The sequence below is a fragment of the Barnesiella sp. genome (assembly GCF_022723415.1).
In the GTDB taxonomy this organism is placed as follows: domain Bacteria; phylum Bacteroidota; class Bacteroidia; order Bacteroidales; family Barnesiellaceae; genus Barnesiella; species Barnesiella intestinihominis.
The window spans coordinates 33,968-52,907 of sequence record NZ_JAIJHU010000009.1 but is presented as its reverse complement, the minus strand read 5'-3'; the positions used below and the strand labels follow the sequence as shown (position 1 = coordinate 52,907).

Annotated in this window: 8 protein-coding genes; all 8 read left to right on the top strand. The window is 43.7% G+C overall.

Annotated elements, in window-relative coordinates:
* Positions 1–406 precede the first annotated feature (406 nt).
* Positions 407–4,366, top strand: a complete 3,960-nt coding sequence (locus QVD32_RS03445; protein WP_021892028.1) for a hybrid sensor histidine kinase/response regulator transcription factor — start codon at positions 407–409, stop codon at positions 4,364–4,366.
* Positions 4,367–4,527: 161 nt separating this feature from the next.
* Complete coding sequence (locus tag QVD32_RS03440) at positions 4,528–5,514, top strand: hypothetical protein (protein WP_046410990.1); 987 nt, start codon at positions 4,528–4,530, stop codon at positions 5,512–5,514.
* Positions 5,515–5,602: 88 nt separating this feature from the next.
* On the top strand, positions 5,603–8,155 hold the full coding sequence (locus tag QVD32_RS03435; protein ID WP_008860995.1) for a LamG-like jellyroll fold domain-containing protein: 2,553 nt from the start codon (positions 5,603–5,605) through the stop codon (positions 8,153–8,155).
* 20 nt (positions 8,156–8,175) lie between these two features.
* Positions 8,176–11,382 (top strand): SusC/RagA family TonB-linked outer membrane protein, encoded by a 3,207-nt coding sequence (locus tag QVD32_RS03430; protein WP_155012212.1) that lies wholly within the window; start codon positions 8,176–8,178, stop codon positions 11,380–11,382.
* A gap of 13 nt (positions 11,383–11,395) precedes the next feature.
* A complete protein-coding gene (locus QVD32_RS03425) occupies positions 11,396–13,231 on the top strand; it encodes a RagB/SusD family nutrient uptake outer membrane protein (protein ID WP_021892032.1) in 1,836 nt (611 codons plus the stop codon).
* 157 nt (positions 13,232–13,388) lie between these two features.
* On the top strand, positions 13,389–14,954 hold the full coding sequence (locus QVD32_RS03420) for a sulfatase family protein (protein WP_195241969.1): 1,566 nt from the start codon (positions 13,389–13,391) through the stop codon (positions 14,952–14,954).
* Positions 14,955–14,975: 21 nt separating this feature from the next.
* Complete coding sequence (locus QVD32_RS03415; RefSeq protein ID WP_021892034.1) at positions 14,976–17,294, top strand: beta-N-acetylhexosaminidase; 2,319 nt, start codon at positions 14,976–14,978, stop codon at positions 17,292–17,294.
* Positions 17,295–17,415: 121 nt separating this feature from the next.
* Positions 17,416–18,933, top strand: coding sequence for a sulfatase family protein (locus QVD32_RS03410; RefSeq protein WP_371417642.1), 1,518 nt, complete (start codon positions 17,416–17,418; stop codon positions 18,931–18,933).
* The last annotated feature ends 7 nt before the right edge of the window (positions 18,934–18,940 follow it).

Below are 18,940 nucleotides of genomic sequence, written 5' to 3'. Positions count from 1 at the left end.
CTATTTGTCGGGCAAAGCGATAATGTGATTTATCGGCGAGATTTTATCGGTATCGAGACTTATTTGAACTTTTTAAGAGAATTGTAATTCTTTTATTACTTTGGGAATAGGATAGAATTTCTTTTTACTTTAAAATTCATTATTCCGAATATGGTATGGAAATTCTCGTGAAAATATATCGAAAGACATCAAGATTTTCATAATTTTGTTTTTGATTGATATCATTCTATGAAATCGTTTGTGAAATTTAGAGAGAGGAATATATTTGTATATGGCTAGTTATTTAGATTACAGAGGTTAATCTAACCGACACCGGGAAGAGATATTTAGGATATCGGAATCGGGATAATAAAACCATTGAGGAAACTCGCTGTCGCCGTATTTTATTTTTGAATTTTTGTTTTGTATGAGAAGACGCTTGCTTTATATTTATCTCTTATTAATCGCAGGTATTATAGCGTGTGAGACAGTTATTGTCGAAGCGGCTCCCAATTTTTATTTCAAACAATTATCCCAACAAGATGGGCTTTCTCAAAATTTTGTGCGTTCTATCATGCTCGACCACGATGGTTTTCTGTGGGTTGGGACGAAGTCGGGGATAAGTCGTTTCGATTATCACGAGTTTAAGAATTATTCGTCTGTTCCCGATTCAGCCGCTTCTTTACCGGGCAATTTAGTTCATTTCATTGTTGAGGATGCCCGTCATAATATTTGGATTTCGACCGATAAGGGTGTATGTGTTTATCAGCGGGAAAGCGACGATTTCAAGACTGTTCTTTGGAGGCAGAAGGCTTTGCAGGCTCATTCTTATTTGTTGACTGACGATGCTCTTTTTTTGGGAGGAAGGGGAGTAATATACCGATGGGATTATCACCGGGCTGTCATGGATACGGTTCCTGTTCGGTGGAAAGATAAGTCATACGCGTTTTTCAATCACATGATACCGTGGTCGGAGCATTGCTGGGTATTATCGTCGAGATGGAACGGATTGTGGCTATTGGACTGCCGTACAGGGGAAATAGAACGACCGACGTTCTGTAAGGAGAAAGAGATCATGTCGGTCAAAGTCGATACCCAGGGAGATTTGTGGATTTCTCCCTATGGCAAGGGGCTCGACCGGTATATCGACGGCGGTAGAAAACAAAAGCATTACGATGTGTCGAACTCAGATCTAACCAATAATGTGATTCTCGATATAGAAGAGCGGGACGGTTCTTTATGGCTGGCTACCGATGGCGGTGGAATCAGTATCCTGAACTTGAAAGACGAGACTTTTTCCAATATTCGATATACGCCCGGCAATATCTATTCATTTCCGTATAGTTCGGTATTTTGTTTATATAAGGACAGGGACGACAATATGTGGGCTGGAACGATACGAGGTGGATTATTCGGCATCAAAGAGGTACATATGAGAACGTATCGCGATGTTTCTCCGGGCAATCATTACGGCATGAGCGATAAAACGGCGTTGTGCTTATATGAAGATGAGGACGGAATTATCTGGGTCGGGACCGATGGCGGGGGACTGAACCGTTTGGAGCCAAAGAGCAATAGATTTACCCACTATCCCAATACTTACGGATATAAAGTTGCCTCGATAACCCGTTATAACGAGCGAGAATTATTGATGTATTTTTTTTCCAAAGGGTTATATTTGTTCGATAAACGTACGGGTAATTTAAGGCCTTTTACTTTATTGAACGATAGGCGTAACGAGGAGATTATACATTCGGGCATATCGGTCAATGTCGATTATTTCGATACCGATAAAATCCATTTATTTGCGGACAAGATATATACTTATGATAAATCGACGGGCTCTTTTACCATTGCGCATGTTGCCGATTCGTCTCGGTATTACGGTACGGTTCAGCGGTTTTATTCCGATAAGGATATTACCTATCTTTTTGGCCGCAATTATATCTTGCGGCTCGACCATGCGAAGAATGCTGCGGTGTGTCTCTTTGCTTTCGGTTCAAAAGCGGTCATCAATGCGGCTTGTAGGGACGACGAAGGAAACTTTTGGATAGGGACCGACAAAGGGCTGTTCCACTACGATGTGAATACCCAAGCGTTGAACGAAATAAAAACGAATATGTTTAGGGAGGTGACTTCGGTTGCCTATGCCAATCAATATCTGTGGTTAGGCGCCGACGGTCTGCTTTTCCGATATTCCATAGGCGAGGATAAATTTTTTATTTACGGCGAATCCGACGGCGCTATACCTAACGAATATTTGCATAAATCTACTTTGGTAACTCGGGACGGAGCTCACATTTATATGGGCGGTGTAACCGGACTTTTACATATCGATCGGGAAATATACAAGGAGTACAATTCCCTCTCTCCTTCGTCGGTCGAGTTGTCTGATGTTGTTCTCGATGGAAAATCGGTGATGAACAAAATGGGCGATACAGACCGGAGCTTGCGTGTTGCATGGAATTATACTTCGCTCACTTTGAAGACGATGGTACGGGAGAAGGATATTTTCAGGAAGAAGATGTTCCGGTTCAACATCGAAGGCCTCGGTCGATCGGAAATAGAAACTTACGACCATACTCTGACTTTATATACTTTGCCGGCAGGTACATATAGGGTAATGGCTTCGTGTAGTACGGAAGACGGCGGTTGGAGCCAATCCCGGTGCATATTACAGATAGAGGTTGTTCCACCGTGGTGGAAATCGTTTTGGTTTATCGCTCTCGTGGTGATTGTAGCGGCCGGTTTGTGCTATTTGATGATAAGTTACACTGTAAAAAGAAAAAATTCCCGGTTGCAGCTCGAAATGAAAGAGAGGGAACGTAAAGTGTATGAAGATAAGGTAAGGTTCTTGATCAACGTTAGTCATGAACTTCGAACACCTTTAACTTTGATTTATGCTCCGTTAAAGCGACTTTTAAAGAGCGGCACTGTCGATGATACGCTGAAAACACAGTTAATGCAGATTTTCAAACAGGCCCGTCGTATGCGCAATATCATCAATATGGTACTTGATATGCGGCGTATGGAGGTGGGATATGAAGCATTGCATTTGGCTCCTTATTCATTGAATGAGTGGGTAAGGGCTGTCATCGGGGATTTTTCGGAAGAGTTCGAGTCCAAGAAAATAATGCTTCTTTTCAATCCCGATGAGACGATAGATAAAATCTCTTTCGATAGAGAGAAATGCGAGATCGTATTGTCCAACCTGTTGATGAATGCATTTAAATTCAGTGAGGAAGGAACTGTGGTAACGGTCATCACCGAACGTAGAGAAAGTTGTGTGCGCATTTCTGTCAAGGATCACGGAATAGGATTGAACGAGAATGACCTATCCCATTTATTCACTCGGTTCTATCAGGGAGATCATCGGTTGAGCGGCAGCGGTATAGGTCTGTCTTATTCTAAGACTCTGCTGGTATTGCATGGCGGGGAAATAGGCGCATACAATAACGAAGACAAAGGAGCCACGTTTTGGTTTGAGTTACCGTTGGCATATAACGACGAAGATGTCGCATGTGCTCCGGGTATGTATTTGAACGATATAGGATATGCAACCGATATGCCGGAGACAACCGTTCCCGAAAAAGATTTTCCTCTCCAAGATTATTCTATTCTCATTATCGATGACGAGATGGATATACGTTCTTTTATTAAAACTTCATTTTCCAGTGTTTTTAAACAAATTTATACGGCCGATGACGGAGTGAACGGTTTGCATGTCGTTCATCAGTGCCAACCCGATTTGGTGATTTGCGATATTATGATGCCCCACATGGACGGATTCGAATTTTGTCGTTTGTTGAAGAGCGATATTCAAATCAGTCATATCCCGGTTATCTTGCTCACTGCAAGGGATAACCCCGATAGCCTCGCAGCCGGATATAAATTGGGCGCAGACTTTTATCTTGCCAAGCCATTCGATGACGATGTGCTCTTGACAGTTATACGCAATTTGTTATGGAATAGGGAACAAATAAAAAACTATTATCGCGATGCCGTACAGGTTTCTATCATGCCTAAAAACCAGACATTCAGTAATGCTGACGAACAATTTTTGTTGAAATTGAATAAGCTGGTGTTGGATAATATAGATAACTCCGATTTAGATGTGAAATATTTAACGGTCGAAATGGGCATGAGCAGAGCTTCTTTGTATAACAAAGTGAAGGCATTGACAGGTTTAGGCGTGAACGATTTAATCAATCGCATAAGAATCGAACAAGCCATGAGATTGCTTACCGATACCGATATCCCGATCGCAGAGGTATCGGAGCGTATCGGGTTTTCCAATGCTCGTTATTTCAGCACCTGCTTCAAGCAATTTACATCGATGACTCCTCGGGAGTACCGAGAGCAGAAAAGGAACGAGCCATCGGCTTAATTTCAAACGTTTTGTTTTTTCTCAATAGCCTGTTATACTTGTTTTAGACGATTTCGAAAATGATTTAGACAATTTCGAACATGCCTTTGTTGGGGGCGATTTTATATTTGCATTCGTGAAAGCAAATTATTTTATTGTTTAATTTCTTAATTCTTGTATGTATGAAAACGAAAGCATTACTTATTTCGACTTTATGTTTGCTGGGTGCTAATTATTCATGGGCTGCCGATGAAGATGTTACTCCCGGTCATTTGAAATTTGCCGATCAAGCGGTCGGTTCGTATGAATTTGTTCATTATTCTTCGCAGGGAGCCAATCCTGTTTCACCTTATCCTACCGAGAAGTTGAAAGAGGAGGGTACTGTCGTGTTGACCGGAGGTCAAGTTAAAAATGAAGATGCCAGTGTGGCCGGCTTTAATAAAGGGTGTCACATCGTTGCTTCGGATTATGGAAATATGTTGTTGATAAAAGGGGACGGTAGTGCCGAAGAACCCACATTGTCAGCCGCTGATGCTTTGGCCGGGTATATAAACGTCAGTATGTTTACACAAATAGATTTCCCGGTTAATACTCCGGTACGTTTCCATTTCGTGTCGAAAGTAGTAGGAGATCCTATAACTGCGGATTATAAGATTTCTGTTTGGAATTTCGGAGGGGCAACGACCAATGTACCACTCCCCGAAACTACTACTTACAGTTCGATCGATACGAAATGGTGGCCGATATATGCCGATTTGAATATTGCCGGAATTACAGGCGACGATAGGATTCCTTTGCGGATACGGTACAATATTCCCGGAGGACACTTGGGCAATCGAGCCATTTATATCGCAACGATACAATTTACGGCTAATCCGAGCGGAGAATGTCCTGAGTTCGATCCTGTGAATTTCGATGGTTGGGATACCCCGAATGGATCACCTGCTACTGGTATTGACGCGATAGGTGAGACCAACGGATTCGTGGCATGGGATAGTCAGTATATCTATTTGAACGATATAGACTTCGGGACCGAGGTATTTATCTATTCGTTGAACGGTGCATTGGTGAAAACCGTGAAGGTAACCGATTCGTTCGTGGAAGTTCCGATGTCTCGCGGTGCTTATGTGGTGAAATATGGAAACAAAGCATCGAAAGTCGTGCTTTAATGACTTATAAATGAGACCTATAAAACCGAGGATAAATTTCCTCGGCTTTATTTTTCTTTGTTTTGTTATACTCTTAAATAAAATATGCATGAAAACGAGGATTCTTTTGCTTATTCTTTTCAGTTCGTTTTTTTATGGTTCGCTGTTTTCACAGACTACAAATTTTGCGTTACGCTTCAATGGTGACGGAAAAGTCGATTGCGGAACTATATCGGACTTAAATAATTTGGATCTTTATTCGGTTCAGTGTTTGGTGAATCCGTCCGAATGGGTGGAAAATGCTTATGTTTTTAAACGAGGAAACGGAGACGAAGAATATTCTTTACGGTTCGGAACCTCGGGGCAGTTGATTTATAAAACAGCGACACAAGAATTTATCGTAGCGAACGATTTGCCGATAGGTTCGTGGACGCAACTTACCATTTCGGCATTTGCCAATGGAATCGATGTGTGGACTAATGGTGAGAAAAAGTGGATTGCCAATACCGGTGGAGCAGTTATTCCTGAGACATCGGAGCCATTTGTCATAGGAGAAAACTTTAAAGGACGTATCGACGAATTCCGTTTCTGGAAAACGGAGATGCCGGGAGCTGAACCCGAGAACCTGATGTTCCGTAATACGGTGAACAAATTCCACCCGAAATATGACGATCTTCTGTTCTATTACAAGTTTGACCAAGACCAGTGCGAAGATATTGTGGATTATAAATTGGCACATCATGGCGAGCCTACGAATGTGACGCGTGAAGCCGTTATCGATAACGATTACTTTAAATATAGAGTGGTAACGGGTTATTCTTCTTTCGTGCGTCATTGTGACCGTTTGCAGATAGATAGGGATATGCATTTGATGACTAATGATTTGATATTTCTCGATGCGCAAGTGTCGGGCTATACCGGAGCAGTGACGATGACTTACCCCGATAATCAAGGTGTGCTGTCCAATGCTTCGTATGTGGCCGAATATGAAGGGCGAAACGGAGTTCTTCATTTGAATGGCGAAGGCGCCGGCATGAATGTGAGCGAAGAAGTTTTGCAGAATACCGGCGGGCTTCCAGCAATGAATTACGCTACTATCGAGGCTTGGATTTCTATTGAAGAATGGCGAATGGGGGCAGCGATTTTTAATAAGAGCGATGAATCCAATCAGTTTTCCATAAAATTGGGCGATGAGTCGAAGAAGGAATTGTTGGTAGGAATCAACGGTTATACGTATAATTTTGAGAATGCGCTCACTGCCGCAGGTTGGGAACATATTGCCGTGTCTATCGTTTCGACGACCGGTCGGGCTATATCCCGTATTCGGCTGTTTACCGATAGCGGAGCAAGTCAAACTTATGCCGATAACATTACAACGATACCCGACGAAGACGATTTTACATTTATGAATACTTCGGCCGATGCCGTTATCGGGGAGAATTTCAAAGGATACATCGATGAGGTAGCGGTTTGGGGAAATGCCCGGACAAGTGCCCAGATAGCACAGGATGCCGCCGGAACGTCTGGCGACCTCACTTTTCCCAGCGGTGGCGACGGAGCTATTTATTTGTTGTCGTATTGGCAATTCAATGATGCGGATAGCCCCGGGAAAAACACTCGGAGCTGGAAAGAACTGTTGTCGCAGATTAGGAAAATGTATGATGGTTACAGGGGCTTCAAGATACGTTTGGGTTTGATCTCTTCCGACAGTGAGAACGGGAACAAGGTGTGGCCTTCGCATATTTCGGATGCTGCATGGCGCGAACGATTGGCTGCGGACGTCGCCGAGTTGCTGCCTTATTGCGACGGTATAGATGTCGATTTCGAGTGGTTGTATAGCGGCGATTCGAGGTGGACTTCGGGATATGGCCCGATGGTAGAGGCTTTGCGTGCTGCTATTCCCGAGGATAAAGTGTTCAGTGTTTCGTTGCATCCGGTAGCTTATTTTCTGCCTACGAAGTGGATCGATATGCCCGATTATTATACCTTCCAGATTTATGGGCCTCAGGTGACTTGGTTTGCGTATGACAATTATGTTTCGGCGTATAATAAGTTTGTGTCGTGGGGATTTCCGAAAGAAAAAATAGGTATGTCTTATCCTACTACGGCGACGACAGGAAGCAACGTTACAGGATATAAAAATATTGTAGCTGCCAATCCCGATTTGTCTACCGATGCGAATACGGCGACTATGTCGGGGTCCTCTTATACTTTTAATGGTGTCGATTGCGTAAAGGACAAGATGAACTTCATTCTCGAACAGAATAGCGGTACGGTCATGTATTTTGACATGGGGAACGATGTGGCAGTTTCCGACCCGTTGAGTTTGATTCGTGCTGCGAACTCGGTTATTTCGGCCAATGTAGATACACTAATCACTCGGACAGACGGGGTGTCTTCACTGCCGGTTTTATCGAAAGAGGGAAAAAAAAAGACCAATCTCATTTGTAATGACCGGTCGGGGGAAATAGTAGTGCTTTCGACATCGGATGCCGATTTATCGCAGATCGCTTTTTTCTCGGCTTCGGGTGTCCTTTTTCGGGACGAAAGAATTTCGGGAAAGCAATATACCATATCGACCGATCGTTTTTCTCCGGGTGTGTATATCGCTCGGGTGAGGTCGTCGGAAGGAGTAGATGTTTTTAAGTTCAGGATTAAATAAGTATCTTAAAATATAATTACATGAAAATAAAGGATATGATTAGACAGGCTTTGTCTGTTGTAATTGTCATGCTGTCGGGCATGCAAATTACATACGCACAAAGTATAACCGTTCGGGGTAATGTCCGTGACGATGTTGAACCATTGATGGGCGTTACTGTACAGGCGAAAGGTACGACAAAAGCTGTGGCAACCGATTTGGACGGAAATTATACGATTTCAGTACCGGATAAGAATGCTGTACTCGTGTTTTCTTACGTGGGTTATCAGAAACAAGAAGTTAAGGTAGGTGATAAGACCGTTGTCAATGTGGTTCTACAAGGCGATGCCCAGTTGCTGGACGAGGTGGTCGTTGTGGGTTACGGCAGTGTCAAGAAAAGCGATGTGACGGGAGCTATCGCGTCGATACGTCCCGATGAGATGGACGCTTCGAAGAGCGTGACTCTCGATAACTTGTTACAAGGTAAAGTTGCCGGTTTGGTGGTAGGGGCTACCAACACGACTCCGGGAGCCGCTACCTCTATAACGATTCGTGGAGCCAGTTCGTTACGTGGCGATAACCAACCGTTATATGTAATCGATAATATTCCTCAGGCCTCTACGGGTGAGTTCGCCGCTTCTGCATTCGGCGATGACGATTATCAAACTGCGGCCGATCCGTTGAGCAGTTTGAATCCTGCGGATATAGAGAGTATTGAAATTTTGAAAGATGCCTCGGCCACGGCGATATATGGTTCGAGGGGTGCTAATGGTGTCATATTGATTACGACTAAAAAAGGAAAGAGCGGTAAACCTCGCATAAACGTGAATGCTAACTTTACTGTTGCGAATGCCACTCGATTGTACGATATGTTGAATTTGAGCGATTATGCCGATTACCGGAATGCTCAGTCTGGTCCCGACGATCGCCAGTTCTTCAAATCGGGGAACGAGGTGCGTTATATTTTCTCGGGTGGAAAATACGACGAGACCGACCCTACTTCGTATCGCATATTGCAGGAACGGGATTGGCAGCGTGAGATTTATCGTACGGCTTTCTCACAGAATTATTCGGTCTCGGTGAACGGTGGTTCCGACAAGGTACGTTATTTTGTGTCGGCTTCTTTCAAAGATATCAACGGTATTGTAAAACAGACTGGTTTACAACAGGGGGACTTACGTGCGAATTTGTCGATGGACTTGTCGAAGACCGTATCGGTGGATTTGTCGTTAAGCGGGTCGTTGAAAAAGAACGATATGATGTCGGGTAGCAATGCCAACGGTGGAGCACAAGGATCGGTATCGGTAACCGCTATTACTTCCCAACCGTTTGAGTATCCCGCCGACGACCCTTCGTTGAGTGGTACGAACGGTATGGAGAAGAGGATCACTGTATTCAGTTGGTTGAATGATTATGACGACCAAACGACTGAGAACGCCTTTCGTGCTTCGATGGACTTGAAGTGGAAAATATGGAAAGGCCTCACATATAATCTTCGTGCAGGTGGCAATTTGAGGGACGAATATCGTGCCCGTTGGTTCGGCACGGAGACTTTCCGGGGGAATAACGATAAAGGTTCTTTGGGTATCACCGATTTGAGCCAAAACAATATCACTGTCGAGAATATGTTGAATTATCATCATACGTTCGACCGTATTCTCGATTTAGATGTAACCGGGGCTGTTACTTATGACGATTACAATTATCTGAATAAGAGAACACAGGGCCGTCAGTTCTCCAATATGAGTTTCGGTATAGACGGATTGCACATGGCCGAACGCATATCTTACCTCGAACCCGTACAAAGAGACTATCAGTTACTCTCTTATCTGGGACGCGTGAACATGTCGTTCCTCGAAGGTCGTTATCTGGCGACGGCATCGTTTCGTGCCGATGGTTCGAGTCGTTTCGCCCGTGGACATCGTTGGGCATATTTCCCTTCTTTTTCATTGGCATGGCGTATGGAACAGGAAGATTTTATAAAGGATAATGTGCATTGGCTCGACCAGTTTAAGGTGAGAGTGGGATATGGACAGACCGGAAACTCGGCTATCGATCCGTATAGTAGTTTCTCGAATTATAGTCAAATTATAGACTATGCTAATGCTGTGGGTGACAAGGTTCTCGCTATGGCTGTCGATAAATTACAGAACGAGGGTTTGACTTGGGAAACGACCGAGTCGTGGAATGTCGGTGTGGATTTCGGGGTATTGAAAAACAGGTTGAGAGGTTCGTTCGACTTTTATAATAAAGAGACGAGAGACCTGCTCATTTCCAGAGTATTGCCTCCTTCGGCCGGTTTCCCGAGCATTTATTATAATTCGGGGAATTTGTTGAACCGAGGTATCGAGTTCAGTCTCGAAGCCGATATTATCCAAACGAAAGACTTTACATGGACGTTCGGGGGAAATATCGGAAAAAATAACCCGAAGATCAATAGTCTGGGTGTTTCGAGAGGTAATTTCGGTGTGTATGAGAATATATTGGCTTATGAAGGAAACTCGTTGGGTAACCACTTCGGGAATGCACACTTGTTCTGGGTAGGACATGAGCCGGGGCTATTCTTGGGTTATCAAACCGATGGAATCGTTCAGGAAGAAGATTTGCCGGCCAATGGCGGTTCGTATAATGTAACGCAAGATTTAAGTACGGGTGGAGCGCCTCAGGCTGGTGATATTAAAATCATAGACCAGAACGGAGACGGTGTGATCAATACCGATGACCGTGTGATTATCGGTAACCCGAATCCCGATTTTACCTACGGTTTTCAAACTCGTTTTACTTGGCGCGGTCTGAGTCTTTCGGCTCAATTTAATGGAGTGCACGGGAAGGATATGATCAATACCAATATTCGTTATCAAGCAATCCCGAACCGTACGGGTGGCAACTTGCGAACCGAGGCTTGGGTAGGCGCGTGGACTGCCGAAAACCGTTCGAACGCTTATCCGAGAGTAAATTATACATTGCCTACACCGGCTGTATTGGATCGCTATGTAGAGGATGCCAGTTTCTTGCGTTGTACCGATATTACCCTTTCGTATAATTTACCGAAGGCGGTAATGAAAAAGATCGGGTTTAATTCGATCAATATTTTCGGATCGGTTAAAAATGCTTTTATTATAACCGATTACAGTGGTTACGATCCAGAGGTTAACTCTTTTGCATTCGATGGTTTACGTCCGGGAGTGGATATGAGTTCGTTCCCTCATGCTCGGTCGTTTATATTTGGTTTGAATGTTTCATTTTAATATATAGTAATTTATGAAATCGCTAAAATATATAATTGTCTTGGGAATAGTGACGGGTGTTACTTTCTCTTCTTGTGAAGACTGGCTCGACGAGAATCCCAAGTACTCTGTGGATAATACCGTTATATTCGATTCGGAAGAGACTGCTAAGCAGGCTTTGGATGCTTGTTATGGCTATTTGACGACACAAGACTGTTTCGGACAGGGTGTTTATGAAATGTCAGTGGGGTCATCGGGGCTCTCGTGGTCGCAGACAAATGGTTCGGAACCGGACCGTTACGCTTCGTTGAATGCCACTACGGCCGGCGATGCCGTGCTGTGGGCTTGGCGAGGATTGTACAAAGCTATCCAAGAATGTAATACTTTCATCGTGAATATGAATAAGGGTTCGTTGAGTGAAGATCTGAAAGAAAACTACACGGCGCAGGCTTCGTTTATTCGTGGGTTGTGTTATTACTATCTTTCTATGATGTGGGGTGATGTTCCTTTGCGGATCGAACCGTCGGCCCATGATGCGATTTCGGAACCGAAATCGTCTTTTATCGATGTTGTCGGCCAGATTTTCATCGATTGGAAGTATGCGTATGACAATTTGCCGGAGAATGGCGAACACGTTGACGGATATATCGATAAGTTGGGAGTTGCCGCTTATTTGGCCAAACTGAATTGGATGCTTTCGTGTAATCCCGATTTGGCCGACCGCAAAGCCGATTATTTAGAAGATGCTAAATTCTGGTGCGATTTGGTTTATGGAAAGTATTCATTGCAGAGCCGTTATTCCGATCTTTTTGTAAACCATGTGCAGAATTCGCCGGAATCTATCTTCCAGTTGAATTTTACTACTTCGTCGGATTATTCTTGGAATAGATTGAATTGGATTTTTGCTGCCGACAATGCATCGCCGGGTACGGCTTATCAGCGTATCCGTTCGACCAAAGCATTTCACGATCTGTTCCGTGGAACTTATCCGGGGGATCCTCGGTATGATGCTACGTTTTTGACTCGGTGGTACGATGTGAAAAACGGCAGTTCTTATCACTTGATAAGTGATTCGGTATATACTTATCCATATAAGACGTATAAGACCAAATCGACGAGCCGCGTAGCAGATGCTGTTGCTTATATCCCGTATGACCAAATGGACGATCCTACTAACCCTACCGTAGAGGAATTGACGGTTTTGCAGGAACAGTTTTACACCGAGAATACGACGACCGGCGAAAAGAACGTTGTCAATTTGGTGGGACAGTTTGCGACGTCGGTGGGTGATCATGCCGGGTGGCCTTTGTGGAAAAAACAGATCGATTTTAATTGTCAAGCGCAACAGAGCAACAACAATATCATATTGTACCGTTATGCCGACTTTTTGTTGCTAATGGCCGATGTGTATAACGAATTAGATGAAACGGATAGAGCGGCCAATCTGGTAAATGAGGTTTTGAGAAGGGCGCGTACTTCGGTTTCGCCAGAAGCCTCGCAACCGGTTGACTTCCCCAGTGGATTGTCCAAAGACCAAATGCGTAAGAAAATATTTTATGAACGGTTGTTTGAGTTGGCTGCCGAGCCCGAGATGTATTTCGATATACGTCGAGGGGGAACGGAGACTTTGAAAATGGCATTGGAAATCGTGAACCGTCATGATATAACTTACGAGCATTGTGAAGGAGAGGCTCAACACAACAATCCGGATCAAAGGTTTAGAGATCGTTATTTCGGGGAGGATGCGACGTTCTATGGAAAAGTGAGCGACGAGAGTTTCTTGAAAAAGAATCTGCATTTACCGATTCCTCATTCCGAGTTAAGTGCTAACGACGGATTGTCGGCCGCAGACCAAAACTTCGGATATTGATATACCGTATAAATAATGAATGACTCGGTTTTTCCGGGCATTCATTATTTTACAAAGTGTTTTGTGGAATACTTTCGTACACGATTCGATGTGTCGTAAATTGTATTCCTGTGCTATATTGTGTCATATAAAATTATATAATATTATACCGTTGCTTATGAAATCGATCAGTCCTAATTTCTTTTACACGGCGGCCTCTTTTGCTGTATTGGGTGGTCTCGTTTCTTGTCAGAGTAGACAGAAACCATTGAATATCGTTTATATTATGACCGACGATCATACGTCTCAGATGATGAGTTGTTATGATACACGGTATATAGAGACTCCTAATCTCGACCGCATAGCGAAAGATGGAGTGAGGTTTACCAACAGTTTTGTTTCTAACTCGCTCAGCGGGCCGAGCCGGGCTTGTATGTTGACCGGGAAGTTCAGTCATAAAAACGGGTTTACCGATAATACGACCTGTAAATTTGATGGAACTCAGCAGACCATGCCGAAACTGTTGCAGCAGGCTGGTTATCAAACCGCTATTGTCGGGAAATGGCATTTGGAAACATTGCCTACGGGATTCGACTTTTGGGAAATTCTGCCGGGTCAAGGCGATTATTATAATCCCGATTTTATTACGCAGACAAATGATACCGTGAATAAAAGGGGATATGTGACCAATATCATCACAGACGAGAGTCTCGATTGGTTACAAAACAAGAGGGATAGAAGTAAACCTTTCTGTCTTTTTATCCATCATAAAGCAATACACCGCAATTGGATGGCCGATACTTGCGATTTGAATTTATATGAAGATAAGGAGTTTACTTATCCCGAAAATTTCTTCGATACTTATGATGGTCGTTTGGCTGCCGCTTCGCAAGAAATGAGTATTGCAAAGGATATGGATTTGATTTACGATTTGAAAATGCAGCGATCTGATAAAGAAACTCCTTTAAAATCGTTATACGAACAATTTTATGGGCGTATGGATTCGGCCCAGAAAGCTGTATGGGATAAATTTTATACTCCTATTATCGATAAATTTTATAAAGATGATTTGAAGGGTGAAGACTTGGTACGTTGGAAATACCAACGTTATATGCGGGATTATGCTAAGACGGTGAAGTCATTGGACGACAATGTGGGAAAGGTACTTGACTACTTGGAAAAGGAAGGATTGCTTGATAATACGCTTGTCGTATATACTTCGGATCAAGGGTTCTATATGGGAGAGCATGGGTGGTTCGATAAACGCTTCATGTATGAAGAGTCAATGCGTACTCCTTTGATTATGCGTCTTCCAGAAGGTTTTGATAAGCGAGGATACATTCCTCAATTGGTGCAGAATATAGATTATGCTCCGACATTCCTCGAACTGGCGGGTGTTTCTGTTCCTTCCGATATACAGGGTGTGTCGTTGCTCCCGTTGCTAAAAGGAGAGTCGCCTGCCGATTGGAGAACTTCTCTGTATTATCACTTCTATGAATATCCGGCAGAGCATGCGGTAAAACGTCATTACGGCGTTAGGACCGATAGGTATAAATTGATACATTTCTATAACGATATAGATGTGTGGGAGTTGTATGATTTGCAAAACGACCCGATGGAGATGCACAATATTTTCGGACAAGAGGGAACCGAGCAGGTTACAGCCGATTTGATGAAAGAGTTGAAGCGACTGCAAGTCCAGTATGACGATCCTGTTTTGAAAGAATTTCCTATTGGTGAATGAATAAAACGGTGAATGGTTGATATGAAGATAAGAAAAGCGTTAGTCTTAGGCTCTTTTTGGTTTTGTGCATCTTTTTGTATAGGAGCTCCGGTCGCAAATACCTTTTTACCTGTGGTTCCGGTTCCAGCAGAGTATTCGGTAGGAGAGGGATATTTCTATTTCAATGCCGATATGAAGTTCGGGGTTGAAAATGAATCTCAGTTACGTATGGTATCCGACTTTGTAACTCTATTGGGGCGGCAGACCGGTTTTATACCTAGCATTATGATCGGTTCCGAAACGGCCGATGTACGATTGAAAACAGTTACGTCTTTGCCCGATGAGGCATATAATTTGATCGTTACCTCGGAAAAAATTCTAATAGAATCTGCGGGCGATGCCGGATTCTTTTATGCTTTACAATCGCTACGCCAACTATTGCCGGCAGGTGTGGTAGAGGGCAAGAAGCAGAATAGAACGATGGAGTATAAAATCCCTGTGATGACTGTTAACGATCGTCCTCGGTTCGGTTATCGGGGGCTTATGATAGATGTATCGCGGTATTTCATGCCTAAGCACAATTTATTGAAGATTATAGATGCAGCTTCGTTTTTGAAAATAAATAAGATACATTTGCATTTGGTCGATGATAACGGTTGGCGATTGGAGATAAAAAAATATCCGCGATTGACGCAAGTGGGAGCTTGGCGGGTGAAACGCGACGAGCCTTTTCCAAATCGTAGGAATCAAGAGGAAGGCGAACCTGTCTCTGTCGGAGGGTATTATACTCAGGACGATATGAGAGAGATTATTCGATTTGCCGCATTACGGCAAATCGAGATTATTCCCGAAATAGAGATGCCGGCTCATACGAACTCTTCATTGGCTGCTTATCCTGAATTGGCATGCCCGGTCGTAGATCGTTTTATCGGTGTGTTGCCCGGTATCGGTGGTAAAAATTCAGAGATCGTTTATTGTGCCGGTAATGACAGTGTCTTTTCGTTTCTGGAAGATGTAATTGACGAAGTGTCGGAACTGTTTCCTTCCAAGTATATTCATTTGGGGGGAGACGAAGCCTCGAAGGTAAATTGGGCGAAGTGTCCGAAATGTCGGGCTCGCATGGAGGCCGAGCATATAGAACATACCGAGGAGTTGCAGAGCTATTTCATGACTCGTATGAGCAATTATGTAAGGAGCAAGGGTAAAGAAGTGATGGGCTGGGACGAATTAACGAACAGCACATTGCCCGAAGGTGCGATTATTTATGGTTGGCAAGGTTTTGGAAAAGCGGCGTTGAAAGCTGCCGCACAAGGGCATCGGTTCATTATGACACCTGCTAGGATTCTTTACTTTATCCGCTATCAGGGGCCTCAGTGGTTTGAGCCTTTGACCTATTTCGGAAATAATACATTAAAAGACGTATATACTTATGAGCCGGTTCAAGAGGAATGGAACCCTATTTATGAGGACTTGTTGATGGGGGTACAGGCATCTATGTGGACAGAATTTTGTAATTCTCCCGATGATGTGGAATATCAGTTATTCCCTCGGTTATTGGCGTTGTCTGACATCGCTTGGGCAAAAAAAGGGACAAAAGACTGGCCCGATTTTTTGAAAAGGATCGATAAGGTTTTGCCTCATATCGAGGCAATGGATATTACTTGTGCCCGCTCGATGTACAATATAGATCATAAGGTTACCCCAAAGGGGAAAAAGTTGATGGTGGAGCTTTCGTGTATTAGGCCTGATGTAGAAATCCGATATACCGAAGATGGAACGGAACCTATCGCATCGTCGAGTCTTTACGCTTCTCCCTTGACGGTAAAGAGTACGACCTGTATAAAAGCCGCGACTTTCATGAACGGAGAGAAAATGGGGGAGACTTTGCTCCTGGATTTACAGTGGAACAAGGCTACGGGAAAAGAGGTATTGGCTTCGAATGAAAAACGATATGTGTTGACCAATGGTATTAGAGGCAGTTTGCGTCATACCGATTTCGAATGGGCCGGGTGGTATGACGAAGATGCATCGTTTGTTCTGGATATGGGAAAAAGGACTCCGGTGAAAGAAGTTCGTATAGGGTGTATCACTAACTCTGGAATGGCCGTTCATAAACCTTCGCTAATTCGGTTATCTGTATCGAACAATAAAAAAACATTCGTTCCGGTAGGAGAGATTACTTTTTCTCAGGAGGATATTTTTAAGAATCGTACAGCCGTGGAAGATGCCGTTTTCAGTGGGTTGGATTTGAATGCCCGATATTTGAAGCTCGAAATGGAAAATCCCGGACTTTGTCCCATCGGAGATATACGTGAAGATCAGAAGATATGGATGTATTTCGATGAGTTGATTGTAAATTAAAATAATTAATACTTTTTTCTCCGGTTGTAAATAAATGGCCTGTTCGAGGGAAAGTGTAAAAAAATATGTTTATTTTAGTAGAAAAATAGATATGAAATCGATACCGTTGATATTACCGTTAATGGCACTCCCAATTTCGGGACAAGCCGAAAAGAGAGGGAACGTGGAGATGCCGCAATGTCCGAATGTCGTGTTCATCTATGCCGATGATATAGGCTATGGCGATTTAAGTTGTAATGGATCTAAGACGATAAATACTCCGAACGTGCAACGCATGGCTACCGAGGGAGTGAGATTTACTAATGCTCATAGTGCTGCGGCTACCAGCACACCTTCCCGTTATGCGATGTTGACCGGCGAATATGCATGGCGTAGGGAAGGTACGGGTATTGCCGATGGGGATGCGGGAATGATTATCCGTCCCGAACGATACACGTTGGCCGATATGTTCCGAGATGCCGGATATGCTACCGGGGTTGTCGGTAAGTGGCATTTGGGGCTCGGAGATGAAAAAGGGACACAAGACTGGAATCAACGGTTGTCGCCGAATCCTGCCGATATAGGATTTGATTATTCTTATATTATGGCCGCTACGGGCGATCGAGTCCCTTGTGTATTCGTAGAGAATGGGGCGGTTGTAAATCTTGATCCGGAAGATCCTATTTATGTCAGTTATAAGCAGAATTTTCCGGGAGAACCTACGGGGAAAAAGAATCCTGATTTATTGGTTATGCATCCTTCGCATGGTCATAACCAGAGTATCGTCAATGGCATTTCTCGTATTGGATATATGAAGGGCGGAAAATCTGCGTTGTGGAAAGACGACCAAATTGCCGATGAGCTTACAAACAAAGCTGTTTCGTTTATCGAGAATCATAAGGACGAACCTTTCTTTCTCTATTTTGCCACGCAGGATGCACATGTTCCCCGTGTACCTAATGAACGCTTTGCCGGGAAATCGGGTATGGGGCCGAGAGGAGATGTCTTGTTGCAGTTCGATTGGAGTGTGGGTGAGATTTTATCGGCTTTGAAGAAAAACGGATTAGATAAAAATACAATTATTATCTTGTCGAGCGATAACGGCCCGGTTGTAGACGACGGATATAAAGACCAGGCTGTGGAGCTATTGGGAGAACATAAACCCGGAGGGCCTTTCAGGGGTGGTAAATATAGTTCTTATGAGGCGGGGACCAGAGTCCCTTGTATTCTTCGCTGGGTAGACACAGTGAAGCCGACCGTTTCGGATGCGTTGGTATGCCAAATTGATTGGTTCGCTTCGTTTGCCTCGTTGTTGGGAACCGATTTACCCGAGGGGGCTGCTCCTGATAGTGAGAATTATTTAGATACGTGGTTGGGAAAAGAAGCCGAGGGGCGTCCTTATTTGGTTGAACAGAATGCACAAAATAATTTATCGATTACTTCCGGCGAATGGAAGTATATAGAACCCGGAAAAGGAGAGCCATTCAATAAAAATGTCGGTATTGAAACAGGTAATAGTTCTCTTCCCCAGTTGTACAATTTGCATAAGGACTTGGGAGAGCGGAAAAATGTAGCCGAACAATATCCCGATGTCGTCGAAGAATTAGCAGCGAGATTATTGGAAATAAAAGACGGGCGAGTTGCTCTTCCGCTTAAATGATAACGGA